12 protein-coding genes are annotated in these 13697 nt (G+C 58.0%); 7 read left to right on the top strand and 5 right to left on the bottom strand.

What is annotated here, in order from left to right:
• Nucleotides 1-54: 54 nt before the first annotated feature.
• Together AC3WS9_RS18415 and AC3WS9_RS18410 are read left to right on the top strand one after the other, a co-directional pair.
• Nucleotides 55-609: a glucose-6-phosphate isomerase family protein gene (locus tag AC3WS9_RS18415; RefSeq protein WP_492489750.1), complete on the top strand. Its 555-nt coding sequence runs from the start codon at nucleotides 55-57 to the stop codon at nucleotides 607-609.
• Nucleotides 602-1372 carry a glucose-6-phosphate isomerase family protein gene (locus tag AC3WS9_RS18410; RefSeq protein ID WP_492489748.1) on the top strand — a complete coding sequence of 257 codons (771 nt, stop codon included), beginning with the start codon at nucleotides 602-604 and terminating at the stop codon, nucleotides 1370-1372. The genes AC3WS9_RS18415 and AC3WS9_RS18410 overlap by 8 nt, the downstream gene beginning before the upstream one ends.
• 155 nt (nucleotides 1373-1527) lie before the next feature.
• On the opposite strand, the gene AC3WS9_RS18405 is transcribed toward AC3WS9_RS18410, so the two are convergent.
• Genes AC3WS9_RS18405 through AC3WS9_RS18385 form a run of 5 tightly spaced genes read right to left on the bottom strand, consistent with a single transcriptional unit; the run spans nucleotide 1528 to nucleotide 5823 of the window.
• On the bottom strand, nucleotides 1528-2343 hold the full coding sequence (locus AC3WS9_RS18405; protein ID WP_492489746.1) for a PTS system mannose/fructose/sorbose family transporter subunit IID: 816 nt from the start codon (nucleotides 2341-2343) through the stop codon (nucleotides 1528-1530).
• Nucleotides 2343-3140, bottom strand: coding sequence for a PTS mannose/fructose/sorbose/N-acetylgalactosamine transporter subunit IIC (locus AC3WS9_RS18400; RefSeq protein ID WP_202674012.1), 798 nt, complete (start codon nucleotides 3138-3140; stop codon nucleotides 2343-2345). The genes AC3WS9_RS18405 and AC3WS9_RS18400 overlap by 1 nt, the downstream gene beginning before the upstream one ends.
• Nucleotides 3141-3150: 10 nt before the next feature.
• On the bottom strand, nucleotides 3151-3645 hold the full coding sequence (locus AC3WS9_RS18395) for a PTS sugar transporter subunit IIB (RefSeq protein ID WP_492489744.1): 495 nt from the start codon (nucleotides 3643-3645) through the stop codon (nucleotides 3151-3153).
• A 10-nt stretch (nucleotides 3646-3655) separates the two neighbouring features.
• On the bottom strand, nucleotides 3656-4084 hold the full coding sequence (locus AC3WS9_RS18390; RefSeq protein ID WP_282491602.1) for a PTS sugar transporter subunit IIA: 429 nt from the start codon (nucleotides 4082-4084) through the stop codon (nucleotides 3656-3658).
• Nucleotides 4085-4086: 2 nt separating this feature from the next.
• Nucleotides 4087-5823, bottom strand: a complete 1737-nt coding sequence (locus AC3WS9_RS18385) for a class I mannose-6-phosphate isomerase (RefSeq protein ID WP_492489742.1) — start codon at nucleotides 5821-5823, stop codon at nucleotides 4087-4089.
• A 189-nt stretch (nucleotides 5824-6012) separates the two neighbouring features.
• Between AC3WS9_RS18385 and AC3WS9_RS18380 the strand changes: the two genes are divergently transcribed.
• The 5 genes from AC3WS9_RS18380 to AC3WS9_RS18360 all read left to right on the top strand — a co-directional run bounded on the left by AC3WS9_RS18380 (nucleotide 6013) and on the right by AC3WS9_RS18360 (nucleotide 13583).
• A complete protein-coding gene (locus AC3WS9_RS18380; protein ID WP_492489740.1) occupies nucleotides 6013-7020 on the top strand; it encodes a LacI family DNA-binding transcriptional regulator in 1008 nt (335 codons plus the stop codon).
• A gap of 133 nt (nucleotides 7021-7153) precedes the next feature.
• Nucleotides 7154-7975, top strand: coding sequence for a 4-hydroxy-tetrahydrodipicolinate reductase (gene dapB / locus AC3WS9_RS18375; RefSeq protein WP_492489738.1), 822 nt, complete (start codon nucleotides 7154-7156; stop codon nucleotides 7973-7975).
• A gap of 454 nt (nucleotides 7976-8429) precedes the next feature.
• Nucleotides 8430-9578: a glutamine-hydrolyzing carbamoyl-phosphate synthase small subunit gene (gene carA / locus AC3WS9_RS18370; RefSeq protein ID WP_324723525.1), complete on the top strand. Its 1149-nt coding sequence runs from the start codon at nucleotides 8430-8432 to the stop codon at nucleotides 9576-9578.
• An 18-nt stretch (nucleotides 9579-9596) separates the two neighbouring features.
• A complete protein-coding gene (gene carB, locus AC3WS9_RS18365) occupies nucleotides 9597-12821 on the top strand; it encodes a carbamoyl-phosphate synthase large subunit (protein ID WP_282491606.1) in 3225 nt (1074 codons plus the stop codon).
• Between the two features lie 528 nt (nucleotides 12822-13349).
• Entirely contained in the window at nucleotides 13350-13583 is a 234-nt protein-coding gene (locus AC3WS9_RS18360; protein WP_095280727.1) for a YgdI/YgdR family lipoprotein, read from the top strand.
• Nucleotides 13584-13697 lie beyond the last annotated feature (114 nt).

Below are 13697 nucleotides of genomic sequence, written 5' to 3'. Positions count from 1 at the left end.
AATCGTTTAATCTGATAGGCTGATCGTGCCGTTCTCCTTGGGCCGGAGAGAAACATGAATCCTGATATTATCCTGCCACCCCAGGTGGCATGGGCCAGCGGCGCGTTCGCCAATGGTCCTCTTATCCGCAAAGCCACGCGCGTGGGCGATCTGACGGGTGTGTTCAGCGATACGCTCGCCTGGCAGCAGCGCGATCCAAACGATATCGTGTATAGCGTGGAAATGCTCGACTCCCCGGCGCAAGCGGGGGCGCTGTATGTCGGCGTAACCCATCTCAATGCCGGGAAAATTGGCGACGAGTTTTATATGACGCGCGGCCATTTTCATAAACAGCGGGAGCAGGGCGAAGTCTATTTCGGGCTGAGCGGGGAAGGTTTGCTGCTACTGCAGACGGAGCAGGGTGAAGCGCGGCTGGAACGCGTCGCGCCAGGCTCGGTCCACATTATTCCTCCCTTCACCGCGCACCGCTTAATCAACACCGGAACTGAAACGCTCTCATCATTAGCCGTCTGGCCGACGGTGGCCGGGCACGATTACGCCGCGCTGGCAGGCGGTTTCGCCCTTCGCGTTTTTGTCTCAGAAAGTGGCTGGGAGGTGCGACATGGATAAGTTTGGGCTGGAGATGACCATCACCCATCAGCCGCTTGGTTTTAGCTACGGCGATGACGTTACCGGGCCGATGCCGGAGATCCGCACGCTGGATCAGATTCGTCCGTCGCTGCGCAACCCTGACTGCACCGGGCCGGAGCAGGTCTATGCCATCGCGATGGACGTCGCGCGGTTGGCGGATCGCCAGGAGCTGGAAAAACGGATGCTGCTGTTCGGCGTCGTGACCTATGCCGCCGGGACGCTGGGCGATGAACCGGTGCGCAGCCAGGGGCATGTGCATCGTATCAGCCAGCACAGCGGCTGGTCGCCGCCGGAGCTGTACGAGATCTGGCAGGGCAAAGCGATTATCTACATGCAGGAAAGGGTCGAAGACGATCCGGGGCGCTGTTTCGCGGTGCTCGCCGGGCCAGGCGATAAAATGCTGGTTCCGCCGGGATGGGGGCACGCCACCATCTCCGCTTCGCCCGATGTACCGCTGACGTTCGGCGCGTGGTGCGACCGGGAGTACGGGTTTGAATACGACGCGGTTCGCGCGCGCAAGGGGCTGGCCTGGTATCCGCTGGTGCAGGGGAATCACATTATCTGGCAGCACAACCCTCACTATCAGCCGGGGCGGCTGCAGACCATCACGCCGCGTCGTTACAGTGAGTTTGGCATTACCGACGCGCCGATTTATCAGCAGTTTATTGATGACCCGGCGCGCTTCCAGTTTATCTCCCGCCCGGATCGAACGGCGGAGCTGTGGCAGAATTTCCATCCATAAACAGTGTAAACGTAGGCCCGGTAAGCGCAGCGCCACCGGGCAATAAACCGCTCGAACCTGACCTTTTGCCGGGTGGCGGCTACGCCTTACCCGGCCTACGATTCGGGGTTTTGTAGGTCGGGTAAGGCGTAGCCGCCACCCGACATTTTTCATCCTCAGGCAAACAATCCGCTCGCCACGCCCGCGGCCGCCAGAACCAGCAGCAACACCATCGCTTTCACCGGCGACACGCCGCGTTTCGCCATCAGATACCAGGTCCCTAGCACCACAATCAGCGGCAACAGCTGCGGGAAAATCCCGTCGAGCATCTGCTGTATATGAATGTTCACGCCGTCTTTGGTGATGAACTCCAGCCCGGTGCCGAGCTTCACGTAGCTCGCCGCCACGCCACCCATGACGAACACACCCAGCAACGACAGGGCCTCACGCAGGCGAGTCGATTTGCTGCTGACCAGCATCTCCACCGACCCCGAGCCCATCTGATAGCCCTTGAGGAACAGATACCAGGAGCCCGGAATGATGATCGCCAGCCACGCGACGGTGTAGAACAGCGGGCCGAGAATATTGCCGCCCGCCGCCAGCGCCATCCCGATGCTGAGCAGGATCGGGATCAGCATGCCGGGGATCATCGAATCGCCGATCCCGGCGATCGGCCCCATCAGCCCGACTTTGAGGGTGTTAATGGTCTCGCCGTCGATCGGTTCGCCGTTGGCTTTTTTCTCTTCCAGGCCCAGCGCCATTCCGTTGACGATCGCGCCGATTTGCGGCTCGGTGTTGTAGAACGACGCATGGCGCTTAAGCATCTCCTTGCGCTGAGTGGCATCCGGGTAGAGTTTTTTCGCCACCGGGAGCATGCTCAGACAGAAGCCGAACGATTCCAGACGCTCAAAACTCATCGACGACAGGTTGTGCATCATCCACGCGCGCCAGCAGCGGCGCAGATCTTTGCGGGTTAATTTACGCTCTTCCATCAGAATTCATCCTCATCGTCGTCAACCCGGCGTGCAGCCACCGCCTGCGGGGCTTCCGGTTTGTAGTTATAGTGGATCAGCGCCAGCAGGCTGCCGACGATCACCAGCGCCACCATGTTCAGCTTCAGGAAAACGATGCAGATAAAGCCGACGAGGAAGTAGATCAGCATGGTGTAATTTTTGATGATCTGTTTCAGCAGAATGGCGATCCCCACCGCAGGCAAAATCCCGCCCAGCACGTTCATGGTGGAGAGCACGATTTTCGGCAGGCTGTCCATAAACCCGCTGATGTACTGCGCGCCGAAATAGACCGCGATAAAGGTCGGCACAAAGCGCAGGACAAAGTTCATCGCCTGCGGCCCGATGGCGCTGTTGAAGTAGATCCCGCGCTCATCGCCTTTCTCCAGCGCCACATCGGCGCGGTGGTTCCAGTACGAGTTCAGCACCATCATCGCGTTGAACAGAATGGTTCCGGCGATGCCGATGGTCGCCGCTAGCGCCACGGCCACCTCCGGCCCTTTTCCGGAGAGAATGCCCAGCGCAATGGCGGGGTAGGCGACGAAGTTCAGATCCGCAGGCATTGAGCCGCCCGGCGTGACCATCGCAATATAAACCGCCTGCACCGCCACGCCGATCATGATCCCGGTTTTCACATCGCCCAGAATCAGACCGACCAGCATGCCGGAAACCAGCGGACGGGAGATCAAATACCAGCCGCCGGTCAGGCCCAGCAGCCACGGGCTGCTGAGTGCGCCGAGATAGCACAGCAGCCCAATTAATGACGCTTCGATAATCATTCTGCGCTCCTCATTTCAGCTTCTGGCGGGCGTCCTGCCAGGTGTAAAAGCTGGCATCCGGCACGAGGCGAAACTCAACGTTATGCCCCTGCGCCGTCAGCCACTCAAACGCGGCAGCTTCGTCGGTGGTGACAGACTGATTGGGGCCGATGGTGGTGGTATTGGCGCGGGCGCTCATTGGCCCGACGTTGATTTTGCCGTTGCTGTTTTTCAGGCTAATACCCGCCTGCTCAAGACGCTGCAGGGTGACGGGCGATTTGCCAATCACGAAATAGCGCTTCTCGCTGGCAATCACCTTCGGCAGTTTTTCGATGGCAGTGGGGGTATCGAACAGCCACACTTTGGTGTCGGAGACCGCCCCTTTCATCACCGAGGAGAGCAGCGGATCGGCCGCGACCGCATCGTCAATGGCGACGATACCGTCACAGGGCAGCTCTTTGGCCCAGCGCGTGATGAGCTGCCCGTGGATCACCCGGTCATCAATGCGTACAAATGAAATACTCATAGCATGCTCCTTAAAAGTCATCTGACTGCGCTGAGACGACAGGTTTTGCCTGAATCAACGTAGGATGGGTCAGTTCAATCAGTCGGGCCGCCGCGATATTGACGTCGGGCAGGTGCGCCACGTCGTCGGTCTGCAGCAGCATCGGGAAATTCACCCCGGCCACCACGGCGACCGGCGGCTGGGTGTGGGGATTAAAGGCCGCTTCGCAGGCCACGTTCCACGGCGTTCCGCTCTGCATATCGCACAGTACCAGCACCCCGTCGGCCTGTGCGCTGGCGGCTTCCAGCACCGCGGCAAACTCGCGGCGAAAGCCTTCGATGCCCGCCTGTTCCGTCAGGCACACCGCCTGAATATGAGGAAGCTCGCCATATACCATCTGCCCGCTTTGCAGCAGCGCGCTGGCTAGCGGCCCGTGGGTGGCGACAATAAATCGGATCATGATTACCCCCTTACCCAGGCTTTGATGGTGGCGAGCGGCTTGTCGGAAGTTTCACCGGTCGGTGAGATGCGGTATTCGCCGACATCTGCCGGGATGATAAAGGTCTCGGCGTAACGCACGGTGAAAGGAGCAAAGGCGCCGCTCGGGCTGTCGACGATGGCTCGATCGCCTTCCACCAGATTGAGCACGTTGACGCCGCCGTGGGTGTGATGCACGACCGGGGCGCTAAACCAGTGGCGACGCGTTTCGATAAATTCGCGCTCGTGCAGTCCGGTGCGCTCCTCCCGCCAGCCTTCGCCCTCGGCAATCGGCTCCACCTGATTCACCAGATGCTGATGTACCCACCGGGTATCGCGCTGCCAGTCAATGACCTTCTCGCCGTGATCGAGATGCACCGGGCGCGGCAGGCCGTCCATGCCCAGGCGGCCCCAGTCCCACAGCTTGAAGGTGAAGATATACGGCGTGGCGCTGATCTCCAGCACCATCGTTCCGGCACCGGAGCAGTGAACCGTTCCCGCGGGGATCAGGAAATGATCGTGCTTCTTCGCCGTGATCTGATTCACAAAGCGCGCATCATCAAACGGCTGTTCGCCGCGACCGGCGCTTCGGAGGTTATCGAGCATCGCCTGCGGCTCAGTGCCGGTTTTGGTCCCGAGATAGACCATCGCGCCCGGCTCCGCTTCCAGAATGTAGTAGCTCTCATCCTGGGTGTAGTGCATGCCAAACTGCTGCTGGATGTACTCCGTCAGTGGGTGTACCTGGAAACTGAGGTTCTGCCCGCCGATGGTATCGAGAAAATCGAAGCGAATCGGGAACTCGGCGCCAAAGCGCGCGTGGACTTTCTCGCCTAACAGCGCGCGAGGCTCAAGCAACACCAGGTCCTGAGAGGGGATCTCGATCCGCACCGCGCCAAAACGCAGTAACAGGCTGTTCTCCTCGGGCACACAGTCAAAACACCATGCGTAATTGGGCGCGGAGGGATCGAGATCGAATTTTTGCTTCATCCACTGGCCGCCCCAGACGCCGGGGTCGAAGAAGGGGACGACGCGAAACGGCTGCTGGGTGGTTTGTTTGAGTCCGGCACGCAGCGCGTCGCCGGTGACCATTGCCGGGTTGTCAGCAAGGGTGGTATCCAGCAGAAAATCAGCGCGTTTGAGAAGCGGGGTTTTATGGCGGTCGAACACGCGCCATTCGACAAAGAATGCCCGCTTGTAGCGACGCAGCATGTCTTCGCTCTGATTCTCTGCGCCCCAGTTATCCAGCTCGCCGCTGCGCATCCGCTGCTGGATCTCCCAGCGCGGCAGATCCGCATACACCAGCACATCACCCGGATGCACCAGCGCCGCGCCGGGGCCGTAAATCACGATCAGTCCGTCAGGGGCGTTGCTGACCTGCTCTTTCAGCGCGTGCAGCTTTTGCGGATCGATAAACTCGCTGAGCTGATGGCAGGAGAGCACGCCAAAGACGCGGTCATCCGTGAGGTTGCGCGCCAGAAGCTGGTGCAGGGCCGACTCATCGAGCCGCGCCAGTTCGGCGTTAATTACAAGGGCCGGGTTCAGCGCGGACAGCAGATTTTCTTCCAGCTCGGCCAGGCGAACGCCCGGATAGCAGTCAATCACCAGAACGGTTCGCTGGCCTGTTCTGGCGCGAAGCCGGGCCGTTATCGCTTCCCAACCCTGCCAGGCGCTGTCGTCGTAGCCTTCAATCTGGAGCGTGGGATATTTCTCGTAGTAGCTCATTTTATCCTCCGTAATCGTTGCTTAAGGTTATTCGATTAACCGCGTTTGAGAAGGGTGGTTAACGCGATTAACCCGCCATTCCAGGCAATGAAAGGGGAAAAAGCGGGCGGAATGTGAAGAGGCTCACAGGGAAAAATGCAAAAAATAGGTTATTCGATTAATCTGGAATGAAGTCTTAAAGGAGTCACTATGACAGGAATCACGCTGGCCGATGTCGCGAAGCGGGCCGGAGTCTCAACGGCGACGGTCTCGATGGTGTTGTGCAACAAAGGGCGCATTTCACAGGCGACGCGCGAGCGGGTGCTGAAAGCGCTGGATGAATCGGGCTACGTCTATAACCAGACGGCGGCCAACCTGCGCAATCGCAGCAGCAATCAGGTCGGACTGCTGCTGCACGATATCACCAACCCTTTTTACGGGGAGATGACGGCGGGATTAAGCCACGAAATGGAGCGTCACGATCTGATGCTGTTTCTGGCGAACAGCGAAGAGTCGTCCCAGCGGCAGCAGAAATTTGTCGACTCTCTGATGCGCAATAACGTCGGCGGGATGGTGCTGTGCGCCGCCCGGGAAACGCCGCAGGCCTTTTTCGACGGCCTGAAGCGGCGCAACATTCCGGCGATTATGGTGGTGCGCCCGCTTAACGATCCGGATTTCGATTTTGTCGGGACGGATAACTTCCTCGGCACACAAATGGCGACCGAACATCTGCTGCGGATGGGCCATCGCCAGATTGCCTTTATCGGCGGCAGCCAGAATTCCGGCTCGCGGGCGCAGCGTATCGGCGGCTTTACCAGTCAGCTGCTGGAGTACGGCGTTGCGCCGAATCCCGAGTGGATCATCACCTCGCAGGCCAGCCAGAGCGACGGGGCACGCGTGGCGGAAACCCTGCTGCGGGACAATCCGCAGATCACGGCGGCCATTTGCTACCAGGATATTGTGGCGCTCGGCGTTATGCAGAGTTTACGCAAACTGGGCCGCGAACCGGGGCGGGATTTCGCGCTGGTGGGCTTCGATGACATCACCGAAGCGGCGCTGGTTCAGCCCGCGCTGACCACGGTATCGGTCGCGGCGAAAGAGATCGGACGTAAAGCCGGGGAGCTGCTGTTCAGCCGGATTCAGGGCAACGACGAACCGGCAAAACGGATCATCCTGCCACCGGCGCTGGTGGTGCGTGAATCATGCGGTTTTCGCTGATCCTCATGTCTTTTACTGATACTGCTCCCTGTTTATCATAAAATTCTAATTATCGGCGTTTTCAGATAGCAGCATTGCCGAAGGCTGGTTAATCTGAAAACGATTTACATACTTTTAACGTAAGAGAATAACTATGCATGATGCACAGGTACGTGTCGCGATAGCGGGCGCGGGTGGCCGTATGGGCCGTCAGTTAATTCAGGCAGCGCTGCAGTTAGACGGCGTTGCGCTTGGCGCGGCGCTGGAGCGCGACGGCTCTTCGCTTCTGGGAACCGACGCGGGCGAACTGGCAGGCGTAGGCAAGACGGGCGTGACCGTGCAGAGCAACCTGGAGGCGGTGAAAGACGATTTTGACGTTTTCATCGATTTCACCCGTCCGGAAGGGACGCTGCACCATCTGGCGTTTTGCCGTCAGCACGGGAAAGGCATGGTCATCGGCACCACCGGTTTTGACGACGCGGGCAAACAGGCCATCAAAGACGCCTCCCAGGAGATCGCCATTGTCTTCGCGGCTAACTTTAGCGTCGGCGTCAACGTGATGCTCAAGTTGCTGGAGAAAGCGGCCAAAGTGATGGGCGAATACACGGACATCGAGATTATCGAAGCGCACCACCGGCATAAAGTGGATGCTCCGTCCGGTACGGCGCTGGCGATGGGCGAAGCGATTGCTTATGCACTTGATAAGGATTTAAAGGACTGCGCGGTCTACGCTCGCGAAGGGCATACCGGCGAGCGTGTTCCGGGCACCATCGGCTTTGCGACAGTGCGTGCGGGCGATATCGTCGGCGAACACACGGCGATCTTCGCCGATATTGGCGAGCGCGTGGAGATTACCCACAAAGCATCCAGCCGTATGACCTTTGCCAACGGCGCAGTACGCTCCGCATTGTGGCTTAAAACGTTAGATAACGGTCTTTTTGATATGCGAGATGTGCTTAATCTTAACGATTTATAAGTGTTATTACCCATCGTGATGTGGTTATTGCAGTCTTAATTGATTGATTGCACAGGGCAATATTTTATTGCCCTTTTATTTTGCCATTTTGGCGTGTTTTCTTTAGCTAAAAGCGTTAAAAATATCATCTTCTCTCAGTTTTGTGTTATCGCACTGTAAATTTTGACCATCTGGTCTGGTTTTTATTGCCCCTCACACTCAGATCCTAATAAACTCAGCGTTCAAACGTTTTCTAACGTGATTTTGTTGATCTTTTTATGGCTTAAACTCCGTTAAACGCCAAAGGTGCGTAAAATAATAAACAAAAAAGCCATTTTGAGTTGACTTTACCCCTCCAAATCCCCAGAATGCCGCCGTTTGCCGAAAATCCACTGGCAGCAAATTTGCATTGATTCATGGCGTCGTTGTGAATTAATATGCAGATAAAGTGAGTGAATATTCTCTGGAGGGTGTTTTGATTAAGTCAGCGCTATTGGTTCTGGAAGACGGAACCCAGTTTATCGGTCGGGCCATAGGGGCAACAGGTTCGGCGGTTGGGGAAGTCGTTTTCAATACTTCAATGACCGGTTATCAAGAAATCCTCACTGATCCTTCCTATTCCCGCCAAATCGTCACCCTTACTTATCCTCATATTGGTAATGTCGGCACCAACGAAGCCGATGCCGAATCTTCCCAGGTCCACGCACAAGGTCTGATTATTCGCGACCTGCCGCTGATTGCCAGCAACTACCGCAACACCGAAGACCTCTCTTCTTACCTGAAGCGTCACAACATCGTGGCGATTGCCGATATCGATACCCGTAAGTTGACCCGTCTGCTGCGCGAGAAGGGCGCACAGAACGGCTGCATCATCGCGGGCGATAACCTGGATGCGGCCCTGGCGCAGGAAAAAGCGAAAGCCTTCCCTGGCCTGAACGGGATGGACCTGGCGAAAGAAGTGACCACCGCGGAAGCTTATAGCTGGACGCAGGGGAGCTGGACGCTGGCGGGCGAACTGCCGGAAGCGAAGAAAGAAGAAGAGCTGCCGTTCCACGTGGTCGCCTACGACTACGGCGCGAAGCGCAACATCCTGCGTATGCTGGTGGACCGCGGCTGCCGCCTGACGGTGGTTCCGGCGAAAACGCCTGCGGACGAAGTACTGAAGATGAATCCGGACGGGATCTTCCTCTCCAACGGCCCTGGTGACCCGGCGCCGTGCGAGTACGCGATTGAAGCGATTAAAAGCTTCCTCGAAACCGATATTCCGGTATTTGGCATCTGCCTCGGCCATCAGCTGCTGGCGCTGGCGAGCGGTGCGAAAACCGTCAAGATGAAGTTCGGCCACCACGGTGGTAACCACCCGGTGAAAGATATCGACAACAACACGGTGATGATTACCGCGCAGAACCACGGTTTTGCGGTGGACGAGGCGTCAATGCCTGCCAACCTGCGCGTCACCCACAAGTCGCTGTTCGACCATACCCTGCAGGGTATCCATCGCACCGACAAACCGGCGTTTAGCTTCCAGGGTCACCCTGAAGCCAGCCCAGGCCCGCACGATGCCGCGCCGCTGTTCGATCACTTCATCGAACTTATCGAGCAATACCGTCAGACCGCTAAATAATCAGGAGCCGAGAAAAAAATGCCAAAACGTACAGATATAAAAAGCATCCTGATCCTTGGCGCTGGTCCGATCGTTATCGGCCAGGCCTGCGAATTCGACTACTCCGGCGCACAGGCGTGTAAAGCCCTGCGCGAAGAGGGTTACCGCGTTATTCTGGTGAACTCTAACCCGGCCACCATCATGACCGACCCGGAAATGGCCGATGCGACCTACATCGAGCCGATTCACTGGGAAGTGGTACGCAAAATCATCGAAAAAGAGCGTCCGGACGCCGTGCTGCCAACCATGGGCGGCCAGACCGCGCTGAACTGCGCGCTGGAGCTGGAACGTCAGGGCGTACTGGCCGAGTTCGGCGTGACCATGATTGGTGCCACCGCTGACGCGATTGATAAAGCTGAAGACCGCCGCCGTTTCGACGTGGCGATGAAGAAAATCGGCCTCGACACCGCGCGCTCCGGCATCGCACACACCATGGAAGAAGCGCTGGCGGTTGCCGCTGACGTGGGCTATCCGTGCATCATCCGTCCTTCCTTCACCATGGGCGGCACCGGCGGCGGTATCGCCTACAACCGCGAAGAGTTCGAAGAGATTTGCGAACGCGGTCTGGATCTTTCCCCAACCAAAGAGCTGCTGATTGACGAGTCGCTGATTGGCTGGAAAGAGTACGAGATGGAAGTGGTGCGTGATAAAAACGACAACTGCATCATCGTCTGCTCTATCGAAAACTTCGATGCGATGGGTATCCACACCGGCGACTCCATCACCGTGGCACCGGCTCAGACCCTGACCGACAAAGAGTACCAAATCATGCGTAACGCCTCGATGGCGGTACTGCGTGAAATCGGCGTCGAAACCGGCGGGTCCAACGTGCAGTTCTCCGTAAACCCGAAAAATGGTCGCCTGATTGTTATCGAAATGAACCCGCGCGTATCCCGCTCCTCGGCGCTGGCCTCCAAAGCGACCGGTTTCCCGATTGCGAAAGTGGCGGCGAAACTGGCCGTGGGTTACACCCTCGACGAGCTGATGAACGACATCACCGGCGGTCGTACTCCGGCCTCGTTTGAACCGTCCATCGACTATGTTGTGACTAAGATTCCTCGCTTCAACTTCGAGAAATTCGCGGGCGCGAACGACCGTCTGACCACCCAGATGAAATCCGTCGGCGAAGTGATGGCGATTGGCCGTACTCAGCAGGAATCTCTGCAGAAAGCGCTGCGCGGCCTCGAAGTGGGCGCGATGGGCTTCGACCCGAAAGTGAGCCTGGATGACCCGGAAGCGCTGACCAAAATCCGCCGCGAGCTGAAAGACGCGGGCGCTGAGCGTATCTGGTACATCGCCGATGCCTTCCGCGCGGGCCTGTCCGTCGACGGCGTCTTCAACCTGACCAACATCGACCGCTGGTTCCTGGTGCAAATCGAAGAGCTGGTGCGCCTCGAAGAGAAAGTGGCAGAGATGGGCATCACCGGTCTCGACGCTGACTTCCTGCGTATGCTGAAACGCAAAGGCTTCGCCGATGCGCGTCTGGCGAAACTGGCGGGTGTGCGTGAATCTGAAATCCGCAAGCTGCGCGACCAGTACAACCTGCACCCGGTCTACAAACGCGTGGACACCTGTGCGGCTGAGTTTGCCACCGACACCGCCTACATGTACTCCACGTACGAAGACGAGTGTGAAGCGAATCCGTCCACCGACCGCGATAAAATCATGGTGCTGGGCGGCGGTCCAAACCGTATCGGCCAGGGCATCGAGTTCGACTACTGCTGCGTACACGCCTCTCTGGCGCTGCGTGAAGACGGTTACGAGACCATCATGGTCAACTGTAACCCGGAAACCGTATCGACTGACTACGACACCTCTGACCGCCTCTACTTCGAGCCGGTAACGCTGGAAGACGTGCTGGAAATCGTGCGCATCGAGAAGCCAAAAGGCGTTATCGTACAGTACGGCGGCCAGACCCCGCTGAAACTGGCGCGTGCGCTGGAAGCAGCAGGTGTGCCGGTTATCGGCACCAGCCCGGATGCGATTGACCGCGCGGAAGACCGCGAGCGTTTCCAGCAGGCGGTTGACCGTCTGAAGCTGAAACAACCGGCGAACGCCACTGTGACCGCGATTGAAATGGCGGTTGAGAAGGCGAAAGAGATTGGCTACCCGCTGGTGGTGCGCCCGTCCTACGTACTGGGCGGCCGCGCGATGGAAATCGTCTACGACGAAGCTGACCTGCGCCGCTACTTCCAGACTGCGGTGAGCGTCTCTAACGATGCGCCGGTGCTGCTCGACCGCTTCCTTGACGACGCGGTAGAAGTGGACGTGGATGCCATCTGCGACGGCGAAATGGTGCTGATTGGTGGCATCATGGAGCACATCGAGCAGGCGGGCGTGCACTCCGGTGACTCCGCGTGTTCTCTGCCAGCCTACACCCTGAGCCAGGAAATTCAGGATGTGATGCGCCAGCAGGTGCAGAAACTGGCCTTTGAGCTGCAGGTTCGCGGCCTGATGAACGTCCAGTTCGCGGTGAAAGATAACGAAGTCTACCTGATTGAAGTGAACCCGCGTGCGGCGCGTACCGTGCCGTTCGTCTCCAAAGCGACCGGGATTCCGCTGGCGAAAGTGGCGGCGCGCGTGATGGCGGGCCAGACGCTGACTCAGCAGGGCGTGACCAAAGAGATCATCCCACCGTACTACTCGGTGAAAGAGGTGGTCCTGCCATTCAACAAATTCCCGGGCGTTGACCCGCTGTTAGGGCCAGAGATGCGCTCAACCGGTGAAGTCATGGGCGTGGGCCGTACCTTCGCGGAAGCTTTCGCTAAAGCACAGTTGGGCAGCAGCTCGACCATGAGAAAGCAGGGCCGTGCGCTTCTCTCCGTGCGCGAAGGCGACAAAGAGCGTGTGGTAGACCTGGCGGCGAAACTGCTGAAACAGGGCTTTGAGCTGGATGCGACCCACGGCACGGCTATCGTGCTGGGTGAAGCCGGTATCAACCCGCGTCTGGTCAACAAGGTGCATGAAGGTCGTCCGCACATTCAGGACCGTATCAAGAATGGCGAGTACACCTACATCATCAACACCACCGCAGGTCGTCAGGCGATTGAGGACTCCAAGCTGATTCGCCGCAGCGCGCTGCAGTACAAAGTGCATTACGACACCACCCTGAACGGCGGTTTCGCGACAGCGATGGCGTTGAACGCGGATGCCACCGAGAAGGTGATTTCGGTGCAGGAAATGCACGCGCAAATTAACAAGTAAGCCGCCCCGCGTGTATCCGGCGGGTGGCGCTGCGCTTACCCGCCCTACAAAACCACATTTTCCACCTGTAGGCCGGGTAAGGCGTAGCCGCCACCCGGCATGTTTTTTCCGTGCGGACCTCTGGCGGGTGGCGCTGCGCTTACCCGCCCTACAAAACCCACATTTCCACCTGTAGGCCGGGTAAGGCGCAGCCGCCACCCGGCAATTTGTTTTCCGTGCGGTCCTCAGGCGGGTGGCGCTGCGCTTACCCGCCCTACAAAACCACATTTTCCACCTGTAGGCCGCGTAAGGCGCAGCCGCCACCCGGCAATTTGTTTTCCGTGCGGACCTCTGGCGGGTGGCGCTGCGCTTACCCGCCCTACAAAACTCACATTCTCCACCTGTAGGCCGGGTAAGGCGAAGCCGCCACCCGGCAACAACCCTCACCGTACTTCTTCAGAGTGTTCTGGTTTTCCATCTCCCGTCAGTCAGTTAGCCTAAAATGGTTAGGTCGATAATTAAATTCAACTGAAAAGCAGGGAGAACACCATGCGAAATAAACTTCTGGCTACCTCAATTTTTGCTGCAGCAGCCCTCTTTACCGTTGCCGGTTGTTCATCCAACCAGGCGGTCAAAACTACCGACGGCAGAACCATCGTCACCGACGGTAAACCGCAGGTCGATGACGATACCGGTCTGGTCTCTTATAAAAACGCTGAAACCGGTAAAACCGAGCAAATTAACCGCGACCAGGTTAAGAACATGAGTGAACTGGATAACTAAGACATTTTCCGCGCCGGGCTGATTCAGAATTATCCTCTTAGCCCGTCAAGAATATTGACTATTAGCCTGTTGAATAACTGACTACACTCTTTGGTTAAAAGAGCGCAGTAAAAC

This window comes from Lelliottia sp. EB106-05-01-XG201 (assembly GCF_058791735.1).
Note: the sequence above shows the minus strand (reverse complement) of the source record. Positions and strands in the feature narration are given on the sequence as shown.

Bases quoted from the DNA above. Each gene is read 5' to 3' on its own strand.
- AC3WS9_RS18405 (WP_492489746.1), bottom strand. From the start codon at position 2,343: ATGGAAGAGCGTAAATTAACCCGCAAAGATCTGCGCCGCTGCTGGCGC.
- AC3WS9_RS18380 (WP_492489740.1), top strand. From the start codon at position 6,013: ATGACAGGAATCACGCTGGCCGATGTCGCGAAGCGGGCCGGAGTCTCA.
- AC3WS9_RS18415 (WP_492489750.1), top strand. From the start codon at position 55: ATGAATCCTGATATTATCCTGCCACCCCAGGTGGCATGGGCCAGCGGC.
- AC3WS9_RS18410 (WP_492489748.1), top strand. From the start codon at position 602: ATGGATAAGTTTGGGCTGGAGATGACCATCACCCATCAGCCGCTTGGT.
- carB (WP_282491606.1), top strand. From the start codon at position 9,597: ATGCCAAAACGTACAGATATAAAAAGCATCCTGATCCTTGGCGCTGGT.
- AC3WS9_RS18395 (WP_492489744.1), bottom strand. From the start codon at position 3,645: ATGAGTATTTCATTTGTACGCATTGATGACCGGGTGATCCACGGGCAG.
- AC3WS9_RS18385 (WP_492489742.1), bottom strand. From the start codon at position 5,823: ATGAGCTACTACGAGAAATATCCCACGCTCCAGATTGAAGGCTACGAC.
- AC3WS9_RS18390 (WP_282491602.1), bottom strand. From the start codon at position 4,084: ATGATCCGATTTATTGTCGCCACCCACGGGCCGCTAGCCAGCGCGCTG.
- AC3WS9_RS18400 (WP_202674012.1), bottom strand. From the start codon at position 3,140: ATGATTATCGAAGCGTCATTAATTGGGCTGCTGTGCTATCTCGGCGCA.
- AC3WS9_RS18360 (WP_095280727.1), top strand. From the start codon at position 13,350: ATGCGAAATAAACTTCTGGCTACCTCAATTTTTGCTGCAGCAGCCCTC.
- dapB (WP_492489738.1), top strand. From the start codon at position 7,154: ATGCATGATGCACAGGTACGTGTCGCGATAGCGGGCGCGGGTGGCCGT.